The organism is Yersinia mollaretii ATCC 43969 (genome assembly GCF_013282725.1).
Taxonomy (GTDB): domain Bacteria; phylum Pseudomonadota; class Gammaproteobacteria; order Enterobacterales; family Enterobacteriaceae; genus Yersinia; species Yersinia mollaretii.
Genome location: NZ_CP054043.1, coordinates 3,569,897 through 3,581,834, shown reverse-complemented (window position 1 = coordinate 3,581,834; position 11,938 = coordinate 3,569,897). Strand labels below are relative to the sequence as shown.

Genomic DNA, 11,938 nt, shown 5'->3' with positions numbered 1-11,938 from the left:
TGATGAACAAGCAAACTTCAGGCTGGATTGGTGGCACGCAAGGGGGGATTCGGCTGATCTTGGGTTGCATGATATTGAGCGGCAGTCTGCTGTTCAGCTCAATGGCGTTTGCGCTGACATTGGAGCAAGCAAAGCAGCAGGGGCGTGTGGGAGAAACCCTCAGTGGCTATCTGGCTCCGGTGAAAAAAGATCCTGAAACACTGGCGCTGGTGGAGCAAATCAATCTTGCTCGAGCCGAAAAGTATCAGGAAGTGGCACAGAAAAACCACATCTCAACTGAAGATGTCGCCAAGTTGGCGGGGCAAAAATTGGTTAACCGTGCCGCAGCGGGTGAATATGTGCGCGGGATTAATGGTCAGTGGATGAAGCGCTGAGTATTGCCATGCTGGCATCAAGCTATTTAGGTCAAGCGCCCGCGGTTAATGCGGGCGCTTGAGGTTAGCTAAGTGAGGCTTTGCGGTAGTAAACGACCCTCTCAGTTTCCTTAAATCCCAAAGCTTCATGGACTTGTTGTGATAAAACGTTATCCAATGCGGTATCAGATGCCAGTTCCTGGCACCCCTTTTCTAACCCCCATGCTTGCACAGCATCAACTAACTGTTTGGCAACACCACCACGCCGAGAGGATGGGACAATAAAAATGCCCTCAAGAAAGGCAACAGGGCTATGAATACAACCATTCACATAATCGTTCCGTATGGATGCATCAGCGAAACCAATGCCTTGACCAAGGTTATCTATAGCAATAAATGAAGCCAACCCATCAGACAGAATAATATTTTCCCCATCAGTTTTATTTTCAGGATGATGCGGCCATAGCTGCTCTCTTAGCGCTATCCATAAGTTAATATTAGCACTGCTTAACTTTTTGATTTCCATGACGACCTTGCTGTTGAATAAAATTAATGATGAAGATTATCGTCGTCAGATATTGACACAGCCAAACTAGGGAGGGAAGGCAGCGCGTGAGCTATGAGCTGGACCCGCTTAACCAGTGCCAGCCTGCCTATTCGGTCTGCGGGGGGCAGTGGTCACTGGATGAATGATTTGCTCATGGATGAAGAGCGCGCAGTGGCGCTGCTAGCCGAATAAAGCCAGCAGCGCACGGCGTATCATTCTATAAAATAGCCGCCGTATTGAATCGCCTCTGAGAGATGTCAATGCGGTTATTTTAGTGGGGCATCGTATTTCGACTAATAATAGGGTGCTTAATCTTTAGTTCTTTGATTATTGTCTTTATAACGTGATGGCCATATGACACAAGCCTCCACCCCCAAATAATCCGCAATAATCCTCTCCCCCTTGGGCCAGCGGCGATTAAGGGCATTGCCCAGTGTGGAACCGCTTAATCCTGCGCGACGTGATAGTGCTGAAAGAGTCGATCCCTTCTTTCTTATGGCGGCGATGACCTCTGCCGGATGCCAGTCATTTTTCATATTATGCTTACTCCATTTTAAATGTTTAATATATTAATGTTTGTCGTGCTTAAAATTAACTCTCATCTAAGGTGGATTTGAATTGTTTAATTTAACCATCGGCGTTAAATATATATAAAATCAAAAGGAAACAACATGCCTGAAATATACTTATTTGAATGAAAACAGTTGTGTGCTATAGACTGGCATGTTAACGTTTATCATATGTAACAATGAACTTGTTGCATATGATAATGTTGGTTTTGAAATACTTACTGCTTGCCATTAATTATTAGACTGCCCCGATGTAAAAATATCTAAAATACTATTTCATCAATATCAGGAGTAAATAGCATGTGAATATTCTCCCTAACATATATATTGACGGGCAATATGCATTCAATATGCTATTTTGAATGTGATGTTATTAGGAGGTTAATTATGGATGCAAAAAATAGCGGAATTGAAAAGAATAGCTTAAATTTGAGGCGGATTTTTTCAAATTTTTTCGATTGGGATGATATGGATGTCACTTACGGGAAAGTAGATCTGATCAATAAATCTATATTTACAATGCCAAGTAGTTATGAGTGGTTCTTAATCTATTATGATGACGATTTGGACTTATTGACGAGTCAACGTATTGTACCAGGGATTCAATATTGGAGTAATTATTCATCTAAACACACTGATACATTACTGAAAAATAGCAAGAGAGAGAGTAAAGTTGATATTTGCACTCAATATGAAAATGTTTTTGAACTTTTATCTATTAATTCCAGGCGTAATTTATCATTTACTGATGTGATGACTCTTTATAAATGGAAACCAATCATAGCTCATTATGCCGAGCGTGTATGGAGCCAGAATCAGGATGTTATATTACCGTTACGAGAAGACATACCCCTCTATGAAGATTCTGCGGATAATTCCTCGGCAGTATCTGTGGACTCTCATCCCTATATAAGATTTGGGAATATTCAGTTTACTCGTAAAGAAATCATCACCATTCGATTATTGCTGTCTGATCTGAAGATAGAAGATATATCTGCTATTCAACGATGTTCACTCACATCAGAATATGCACGTATCCAGCAAATAAAAGAGAAGTTAAATTGTGAACAACACTCATCAGTTGGCTTGGTTAATGCATTCAAAGATCATGGTATAACTTTGTCCTCTCTTGATTTGTTCACTGTTTACCCATGAATGTTAGGAGGTTTATTATGGATGTGAAAAATAATGTTGTTGAGAAAAATAGCTTAAATTTAAGAAGGGTTTTTTCGAGTCAATTTGACTGGGATAATATAGATATCAGTTATAGCAAAGTAAATCTTACTGATGAAAGCATATTGGTAATGCCAAGTAGTTATGAATGGCACTTGACTTATTTTGATGCTGATTTGGATTTTCTAATGAGTGAGCGTGTTACTCCTGGTGCTCAGTATTGGGATGGATACTCTCCAAAATACATGGAAACATTATCAAAAAACAAAAAAAGAGAGAGTAAGATTGATATTTGCACTCAATATGGAAATGTATTTGAATTGTTGTCTATTAATTCCAAGTATAAACCATCATTTACTGATGTGATGGCGCTCTATAAATGGAAACCGATTATTTCTGATTATGCACATCGTGTTTGGAAACAATGTCGGGATATTATATTACCATTGCGTGAAAAAGTATCCATTAAGAAGAGCGTTATTAAAAATTCGCATGGCCCAATGGGAGAGTTACTTGATATACAGCCATTTATGCGATTTGGTAATATCCGATTTACACGCAAGGAGATGATCACTATTCGATTGTTACTATCTCATCGAAAAGTAAAAGAGATCTCCGCCATTCAGGGGTGCTCAATAACCACTGAACATATCCGTATTCGGCGAATAAAACAGAAGTTAAATTGTGAGCATCATTCATCTGGCGGTTTGTTTAATGCGCTTAAGGAGCATGGCGTCACCTTATCCTGTCTGGAAACACTGATTGCTTATCCTTGAGGCGTAACGGCATGTAACAACTATTTTCCCACGTAATGAACAGAATAGAAAAGGTTGTTCAGAAAAAGAAGACAAAAAAATAATATAAAGGACATTAAATGAAATGGAAATTTAGATTGGGTGCAGTCGCCGGGAATGCACTGGAATATTATGATATTGCCGTATTTGCTGCCATATCCGTCTATCTCACCGCAGAGCTAGAACGTCAAGGATATGAGCAGGCAACGCAGATGGTGTGGGGGATATTTGCCTTGCGGTTTATTGCCCGGCCCATCGGTGGCTATATTATTGGCCGTTATGCGGATAAAGCGGGCCGAAAATCTGCCCTGATCCTTACCAGTTTTATCAGCGGCAGCGCCACACTGTGCATGGCACTATTACCCATCAGCCTCCTTGGCCCCTTTACCCCATTGGCTATTTTAGTGCTGCAAATGGCGCTCTCTTTCAGTTACGCAGGAGAGTGGCCAACACTCACCACTTATCTCTTTAATGATGCAGCCAATAATGAACGCGCCAGGATATCGGCGCTGATTGTGGGCAGTGCAGTAACGGGCGTTATCGTCTCATTATCACTGGTATTATTGCTTGAACGATCCCTTGACCCCGTAACAATGCAGACCCTAGGTTGGCGTATCCCGCTGTTATTGGGCGTGGTGAATATTGCGTTTAGTTTTTGGTTTCGGGCCAGATTACCGGTTCAACCCACTGCTCAAGGGCGTTATCGCCGGATAAATTGGCAAAAGTCATTTCAAATATTCCTAATTAACATTCCGGGTTCTGTAGTGTTTTATGCCCAAAATATGTCAAGCTCCCTTATCCGCGATAATTTACAACTGGGCGATTTCAAAAGTGTGTATGCCATCCTATCATCCGCATTAATACTCTTTTTTATGCTGATCTGTGGTTGGTTAACCGATAAATACAGCTCATCAGCAAAAGTATTCAATGCCGGGGTGATCGGATTAATTCTATTCTCTGTACCCTTATATTATGTGATGCGCAGTAATGTGGTTGAATTAATTCTGCTTGCCCAACTAATTATTACAATCAATACCGCCATGATATCCAGTACAGGCCCCTCGGTATTAGCGAATGTTGCCGATGGCCAAACCACCACCCTCAGTGTGGGCTACAACATATCATCAATGCTGGCAGGGGGATTAACACCCCTCATTATTAGCTATCTGGTGACTTATGATCTGATCTATGCCGGTGCTTATATTGCATTATCCGGTTTTTCACTCTTGCTCTCACATTGGCTATTTAAACCTGATATGAGCTATCAGAGAAAAATAGAAAACGCAGATTAAAATAAGACCCATCCTGCTTCCTCCTATGGAAGCAGGGTAACCATAAAAGGGCAGTTCTATGTAACAAAAATCTGAAAATAAACCTTAGTATTCAATTTCATAGGGCGATTATGCTACTGTCGCCCGATGAAAACGACACCGACACCCCATGATGCTATTTTTAAACAATTCTTGACCCATCAACAAACCGCCCGTGACTTTTTGGAGATCCATTTACCACCTGAATTACGGCAAATCTGTGACCTAGACACGCTGCAACTGGAATCGGGCAGTTTTATCGAAAATGATCTGCGTGCTTTCTACTCTGATATTCTCTACTCGTTAAAAACGCAGACACAGGAGGGCTATGTTTATGCCCTAATCGAACATCAAAGTTCACCTGATAAGCATATGGCTTTTCGGCTAATGCGCTATGCCATTGCGGCCATGCAGCGCCATCTTGATGCGGGCAACGACCAACTGCCACTGGTGATCCCCATCTTGTTCTATCATGGACAGGTGACACCGTACCCATATCCCATGGGTTGGCTGCAAGCGTTTAACGAGCCAACTCTGGCAGGGCGGTTGTATGGCGGCGATTTCCCGCTAGTTGATGTGACGGTGATCCCTGATGATGAAATCATGACGCACAGAGGCATTGCCATATTGGAACTGCTGCAAAAACACATCCGGCGGCGTGATCTGTCTGAATTATCAGATCAACTGGTCAGGCTGATATCCAGTGGTTACACTAACGGAGATCAGCTAATATCTGTGATGAATTATATGCTACAGAATGGTGAAGCTGCCGCGCCGGAAACGTTTATCTGGGAACTGGCCCACCGTTCGCCACAGCACAAGGAGTTACTCATGACGATTGCACAGAAACTGGAACAAAAAGGCCACATGCAAGGTAAAATGGAAACTACCTTGAAAATTGCTAGCGCTATGCTGGTTAATGGTGTGGCTCGCTCCATCATAATGAAAACGACCGGCCTGAGTGATAAAGAGTTGGCGCAAATTTGCCATTAATCTTTCGGCTGAGTTTATGATGTTAACGGGCGATGTCGCATTAAACGTCGCCTATTTGTACTGTTCGCCGCGCCTAACCCCTTTCTGATTGTCATTCACCGTATCCCCAACTTCAATAGCTCACTATTATGCAGCAAAGGTTACGGCTGATATTGATATCGAGCTGACGAGAGGGCGGGTCTATCGTATTACAGATAAAAAAATGCCAGTCCGTTTTTGAACAGACTGGCATTAATGGTATGACTTAATTCAATAGCACTACTGGGTAAAACGAGGGTAATACAAGGTCACTTCCCGTCGCGCATTAACGAAGAAACATTGATGCGCGAAAGTCATTCATTAAGCGCTAACCACTTGAGCCAGTAACTCTTTAGCATCTGCTTGTGCTTTGGTGGCAACTTCAGGGCCATAAGCGATCCCTTCTGCGAACACAAACTCAACATCGGTAATACCGATAAAGCCCAAGAACAGGCGCAGGTAAGGCACAACCAGATCACTTGGGGTGTCTTTATGAATGCCGCCACGGCTGGTCAAGATAATGGCACGTTTGCCAGTGATCAGACCTTCTGGGCCTTTCTCGGTGTAACGGAAGGTCACACCCGCGCGGGCAATCAGGTCAAAATAGTTTTTCAGTTGAGTCGGAATATTGAAGTTGTACATAGGTGCAGCCATCACGATCACGTCGTTAGCCTGCAATTCAGCAATCAACTCATCAGACAGTGCCAGAGCTTCTTGTTGACGTGGTGTTAGTGCCGCATCTGAAGGGCGCAGCGCGCCAACCAGCTCGCCATCTAACACAGGAATCGGTTGAGCAGCCAGATCACGTACTGTGATTTCGTCACCTGCGTGGGCGGCTTGCCATTGTTCAACAAAAAAGTCAGCCAATTGGTTGGACTGAGAATAGGTTGCCAGAATGCTTGATTTCAGAACCAGAACTTTGCTCATCGTAATTCCTTAACAGGTAACAGAGACTTAGGCGAGTCGCCCTTTCAATGAGATATACTTTATGCATATTTTCCTACCATGGATAGCGCAATATTTTGCGTTCTTTGTTCGATTTTATTGAACGATGATAATCACCAAGAGATGCTGGCTGGGTTACGGCGTAATCCTTGGCTGTGTTACCATATCAGGTAGAGATTTATAGAGTAAAAACGCTGGATTGCTAACCGCGTCTCGACGGATAACAGATTGATACCGATTAATAAAAAATATCCGAGAATCAAATTCATAGCATAAAATCATTGGGCTGACGCCATCGGTGGCAGCCGCATCGTAACAAGGAATACTGAACGTGAAATCTTCGCTCGCAGCATTATCCTCCCAACTCGGTGAGTTGATGCTCCGTGACCAACAACGCCTGCGGCGTCGGCTGCAAGGCGCACGAAAAGTCAATAATCCCGAGGCCGTTGAGGCCATGACTCGCGAAATCGAAGCTGAAATCGCTACCGCAATGCAGCGTGTGACGAGTCGTCGTGCGGCCTGTCCGGCCATCACTTATCCCGAAAATTTGCCGGTCAGCCAGAAGAAACAAGACATTTTTAATGCCATTCGTGATCATCAGGTGGTGATTGTCGCGGGTGAAACTGGCTCAGGTAAAACGACTCAGCTCCCCAAAATTTGTCTGGAGCTGGGGCGCGGCGTGAAAGGGGTGATCGGTCATACCCAGCCTCGGCGGCTGGCAGCTCGAACCGTGGCTAACCGCATTGCCGATGAGCTGGACACCTCGCTAGGTGGTTGTGTCGGCTATAAAGTGCGCTTTAACGATCAAGTGGGCGAGAATACGCTGGTTAAGTTGATGACCGACGGTATCTTGCTGGCTGAGATTCAGCAGGATCGTCTGCTGATGCAATATGACACCTTGATTATCGATGAGGCCCATGAACGCAGCCTGAATATCGATTTCATCTTGGGGTATTTGCGCGAGTTATTACCCAAACGCCCTGATCTGAAAGTCATTATTACCTCGGCGACCATCGATCCGCAGCGCTTCTCCAAGCATTTCAATAATGCGCCGATCATTGAAGTCTCAGGCCGTACCTATCCGGTGGAAGTTCGTTATCGGCCCATTGTGGATGATGCGGATGATGTTGAACGCGACCAGTTACAGGCCATTTTTGATGCGGTAGATGAGCTGAGCCATGAAAGCCCCGGCGACATTCTGATCTTTATGAGCGGCGAACGTGAGATTCGCGACACCGCTGATGCGCTCACCAAGCAAAACTTGCCCCACACCGAAGTGCTGCCACTCTATGCGCGCTTATCAAATAGCGAGCAGAATCGGGTGTTTCAGTCCCACCACGGGCGGCGGATTGTGCTGGCAACTAACGTGGCCGAAACCTCACTGACCGTGCCCGGCATCAAGTATGTTATCGATCCCGGTACAGCCCGCATCAGCCGCTATAGTTTCCGCACTAAGGTGCAGCGACTGCCGATTGAGCCAGTTTCTCAAGCCTCGGCGAATCAGCGCAAAGGCCGCTGTGGCCGTGTATCGGATGGTATCTGTATCCGTCTCTATTCGGAGCAGGATTTCCTTTCGCGCCCAGAATTTACTGATCCGGAAATTTTGCGCACCAATTTGGCCTCCGTGATTCTACAAATGACCTCACTGGGTCTGGGGGATATTGCGGCATTCCCATTTGTGGAAGCGCCGGATAAACGCAATATCCAAGATGGTGTGCGGTTGCTAGAAGAGCTGGGTGCGATACAAACCGCCGAAAATGGTCATCAGCAGCTCACTCCGCTAGGCCGTCAGTTGGCGCAATTGCCGGTCGATCCTCGTTTGGCGCGTATGGTTTTGGAAGCGCAGAAAAGTGGTAGCGTGCGGGAGTTGATGATTATCACCTCGGCGTTATCGATTCAAGATCCCCGCGAACGTCCGATGGATAAGCAGCAGGCATCGGATGAAAAACACCGCCGTTTTGCAGATAAAGACTCTGATTTTCTTGCCTTTGTTAATCTATGGGACTATCTGAAAGAGCAGCAAAAAGAGCTGTCATCGGCGCAATTTCGCAAATTATGCCGTAGCGACTTCCTGAACTATCTGCGTGTACGCGAATGGCAAGATATTTACACTCAACTGCGTCAGGTGGTGAAAGAGCTGGGGATCCCGGTCAATAGCGTTGCGGCGGATTACCGCAGTGTTCATACCGCGATACTGACTGGCTTGCTATCCCATATCGGCCAGAAAGACGTTGATAAGCAAGAGTATACCGGTGCACGAAATGCGCGATTTGCCATCTTCCCAGGCTCCGGTTTATTCAAAAAACCGCCGAAATGGAGCATGGTGGCCGAACTGGTCGAAACCAGCCGCCTATGGGGGCGCATTGCTGCCCGCATCGAACCGGAGTGGATTGAACCCCTAGCCCAGCATTTGGTGAAACACCATTACAGCGATCCGCATTGGGAGAAGGCGCAGGGTGCGGTAATGGCCAGCGAGAAAGTCACCTTATTCGGCTTGCCGATCGTCACTGAGCGTAAAATCAATTACGGCCCGATTGACCCGCCGCTATGCCGTGAGTTGTTTATTCGCCACGGCTTGGTGGAGGGGGATTGGCAAACTCGTCATACCTTCTTCCGCGCTAATCTAAAACTACTGGCCGAAGTGGAGGAGCTAGAACACAAATCCCGTCGGCGCGACATTCTGGTGGATGATGAGACGCTGTTTAACTTCTATGATCAGCGAATCGGTCGTGATGTTATTTCTGCCCGCCATTTTGATAATTGGTGGAAGAAAGCCAGCCAGACCCAGCCGGAACTCTTGAACTTTGAAAAAACCATGCTTATCAAAGATGGCGCGAACAAAGTTAACCCGCTGGATTACCCTAATTTTTGGTATCAAGGAGCGCTTAAGTTGCGGCTCTCCTACCAATTTGAGCCGGGTACGGATGCTGATGGGGTGACCGTGCATATTCCGTTGCCGATTCTGAATCAAGTTCAGGAGCAGGGTTTTGATTGGCAGATCCCAGGGATACGACGTGAACTGGTCATTGCGCTGATCAAGTCACTGCCCAAGCCGGTACGGCGCAATTTTGTCCCGGCCCCCAATTATGCCGAGGCCTTCCTTGCGCGGGTCACGCCACTGGAAACTGACCTGCTAGAGGCATTGGAGCGCGAGCTACGGCGCATGACCGGTGTGACAGTGTCACGTGATAGCTGGCAATGGGAACAAGTGCCAGATCATCTGAAAATGACCTTCCGGGTGCTGGATGATAAAAATCGGACACTTCGTGAAGGTAAAGATCTCGCGGCCCTGAAGTTGCAGTTGCACGCAAAAGTACAGGAAACACTCTCCGCTGTTGCCGATGACGGTATTGAACAAAATGACTTACATATCTGGAGCTTTGGCGATCTGCCTGTTTGTTATACGCAGCGCCGTGGCGGATATGAAGTGAAAGCCTACCCGGCATTGGTGGATGAAAAAGAGAGTGTCGCGATCCGCTTATTTGATACTGAAGTTCAGCAACAACAGGCCATGTGGCAGGGGACTCGGCGGCTATTGCTGCTGAATATTCCCTCACCGATTAAGTATTTGCATGAGAAATTGCCGAATAAATCCAAGCTCGGACTCTATTTCAATACTTATGGCAAAGTGATGGATCTGATTGATGATTGCATCGCCTGTGGCGTAGATAAACTCGTCGCCCAGTATGGTGGTCCAGTGTGGCAGGAGGCCGATTTTGCCCAGCTACAGGAAAAAGTACGCGCTGAGCTGAATGAGACCGTCGTCGAAATCGCCAAGCAAGTTGAACAGATTCTAACCACGGTATTCAGCATTAATAAGCGATTGAAAGGGCGGGTAGATATCTCGCAGGCATTGGCGCTTTCGGACATCAAAGCCCAGCTAGGTGGCCTGATTTATCGCGGTTTTGTGACCAATAATGGCTGGAAACGTCTACCGGATACCTTGCGCTATCTACAAGCCATCGAGCGTCGGATGGAGAAACTGGCGATAGACCCGCATCGTGATCGTGCACAAATGCAGCGAATAGAGCATGTGCAAAAAATGTGGCAGCAGTGGCTCAATAAGCTGCCACCAAAACGCCAGCAGGATGACGAGGTGAAAGAAGTGCGTTGGATGATTGAAGAACTGCGTGTCAGCCTGTTTGCCCAGCAGCTAGGGACGTTATATCCCATTTCTGACAAACGTATTTTACAAACGATCGAACAACTTTCTGTCTGATTGATGATGAATACCCTCCCGCGTCTGGATCACTATTGATTTAAACGCGGGATTTTTTATGCATTAAACCCCTCGCTCGTTCCCTTCATTAAATTCATCATCCATATGATTCATATATTCTATTTTTACTTTTGTTATGTAATCAATGCAATCTCGCGGCTTTGATGCGAAGTCTATCGAGAGCCGCAAATTAACTGTGCCACACGGCTGCGGTGTTATTGCTTAGCATCGTGAACGACAGGTATATCTGCTTCGGAAAATTGGCGGCTTGCTCAAAGTTTGTCTGATTTTAGGTCACCATATTTGATTACATATGGTGAATTTGTTAGAGTTTTTTCCGGAGCATGGATTGCTTATGTATGAGATTAGTTTGTTAAAATTAGCACAACGAGAGTTGGTTAAGTTACCCGCAGGGATTCAGGCGGCTTTGATTAAAGCTATGGATGAGCTTGAGGCATATGGACATGAGTTGAGGGAGCCGGAGATTCGCGATATTGGGCAAGGCCTAAAAGAGCTGCGAGTGAGTGCGAAAGAGGGGATTGGTCGTGGCTTTTTCTTTCACCAAGCGGGCCGGCAGGTTTATATCATTCACTTTTTACAAAAGAAGACGCAAAAAATTCCAAAACGGACACTGATGTTAGCCTATCAGCGTATGAAGGAACTCAAACGGAGATTGCAGTCATGAAAAAACATGATGATTTTGACATTATCCCATTATCTGAGGTTAAGACCGCTGCTTTAAAAAATCCTCAGGTGAATGAGGCCTATACAGATTTGCAGATTCGGCAAGCCATGATGACTGAGCTGAAAGCTGCCCGCCAGCAATGCAATCTGACACAAGAAGAGGTCGCCCATCGCGCGGGGCTGAAGAAGCAAAATATCAGCCGTATGGAGAAAGGCATTATCTCTCCAAACCTTACGACATTAAGTCGATATGCCGCCGCATTAGGGGGGACTTTTGTTTTTAAATTCAACCAAACACCCCAGTCTGTTAGTAAAGGGCAATAATCAGAGCAG

General features: G+C 45.7%; 11 protein-coding genes. 8 read left to right on the top strand and 3 right to left on the bottom strand.

The annotated features are described in order from the left end of the window. Positions 1 to 2: 2 nt before the first annotated feature. Positions 3 to 374: a YdbL family probable chaperone protein gene (locus HRD69_RS15955; protein WP_032813654.1), complete on the top strand. Its 372-nt coding sequence runs from the start codon at positions 3 to 5 to the stop codon at positions 372 to 374. A 64-nt stretch (positions 375 to 438) separates the two neighbouring features. On the opposite strand, the gene aac(6') is transcribed toward HRD69_RS15955, so the two are convergent. Together aac(6') and HRD69_RS15945 are read right to left on the bottom strand one after the other, a co-directional pair. After that, the gene (gene aac(6'), locus HRD69_RS15950; RefSeq protein WP_004874306.1) at positions 439 to 879 is read right to left on the bottom strand and encodes an aminoglycoside 6'-N-acetyltransferase; all 441 of its coding nucleotides are present in this window, start codon (positions 877 to 879) and stop codon (positions 439 to 441) included. A 329-nt stretch (positions 880 to 1,208) separates the two neighbouring features. Further along, positions 1,209 to 1,436, bottom strand: a complete 228-nt coding sequence (locus HRD69_RS15945; RefSeq protein ID WP_004874308.1) for a helix-turn-helix domain-containing protein — start codon at positions 1,434 to 1,436, stop codon at positions 1,209 to 1,211. Between the two features lie 420 nt (positions 1,437 to 1,856). Between HRD69_RS15945 and HRD69_RS15940 the strand changes: the two genes are divergently transcribed. The 4 genes from HRD69_RS15940 (at position 1,857) to HRD69_RS15925 (ending at position 5,739) form a co-directional block, all read left to right on the top strand. After that, positions 1,857 to 2,624 (top strand): hypothetical protein, encoded by a 768-nt coding sequence (locus HRD69_RS15940; RefSeq protein ID WP_032813656.1) that lies wholly within the window; start codon positions 1,857 to 1,859, stop codon positions 2,622 to 2,624. A 17-nt stretch (positions 2,625 to 2,641) separates the two neighbouring features. Beyond that, a complete protein-coding gene (locus HRD69_RS15935) occupies positions 2,642 to 3,418 on the top strand; it encodes a helix-turn-helix transcriptional regulator (protein ID WP_004874310.1) in 777 nt (258 codons plus the stop codon). 98 nt (positions 3,419 to 3,516) lie between these two features. Continuing rightward, on the top strand, positions 3,517 to 4,728 hold the full coding sequence (locus HRD69_RS15930; RefSeq protein WP_004874311.1) for an MFS transporter: 1,212 nt from the start codon (positions 3,517 to 3,519) through the stop codon (positions 4,726 to 4,728). A gap of 126 nt (positions 4,729 to 4,854) precedes the next feature. Next, a complete protein-coding gene (locus tag HRD69_RS15925; protein WP_004874312.1) occupies positions 4,855 to 5,739 on the top strand; it encodes an Rpn family recombination-promoting nuclease/putative transposase in 885 nt (294 codons plus the stop codon). A gap of 339 nt (positions 5,740 to 6,078) precedes the next feature. Here the strand turns inward: HRD69_RS15925 and azoR are convergent, their stop codons facing one another. Further along, positions 6,079 to 6,684: an FMN-dependent NADH-azoreductase gene (gene azoR / locus HRD69_RS15920; protein WP_004874314.1), complete on the bottom strand. Its 606-nt coding sequence runs from the start codon at positions 6,682 to 6,684 to the stop codon at positions 6,079 to 6,081. Positions 6,685 to 7,033: 349 nt separating this feature from the next. Here azoR and hrpA point away from each other — a divergent pair, with 349 nt between their 5' ends. The 3 genes from hrpA (at position 7,034) to HRD69_RS15905 (ending at position 11,929) form a co-directional block, all read left to right on the top strand. After that, positions 7,034 to 10,921 (top strand): ATP-dependent RNA helicase HrpA, encoded by a 3,888-nt coding sequence (gene hrpA, locus HRD69_RS15915; RefSeq protein WP_004874315.1) that lies wholly within the window; start codon positions 7,034 to 7,036, stop codon positions 10,919 to 10,921. Positions 10,922 to 11,276: 355 nt separating this feature from the next. Continuing rightward, positions 11,277 to 11,606, top strand: a complete 330-nt coding sequence (locus HRD69_RS15910; RefSeq protein WP_004874316.1) for a type II toxin-antitoxin system RelE/ParE family toxin — start codon at positions 11,277 to 11,279, stop codon at positions 11,604 to 11,606. Continuing rightward, positions 11,603 to 11,929 (top strand): helix-turn-helix domain-containing protein, encoded by a 327-nt coding sequence (locus HRD69_RS15905; RefSeq protein ID WP_032813658.1) that lies wholly within the window; start codon positions 11,603 to 11,605, stop codon positions 11,927 to 11,929. Before HRD69_RS15910 ends, HRD69_RS15905 begins: the two co-directional genes overlap by 4 nt. Positions 11,930 to 11,938: the final 9 nt, after the last annotated feature.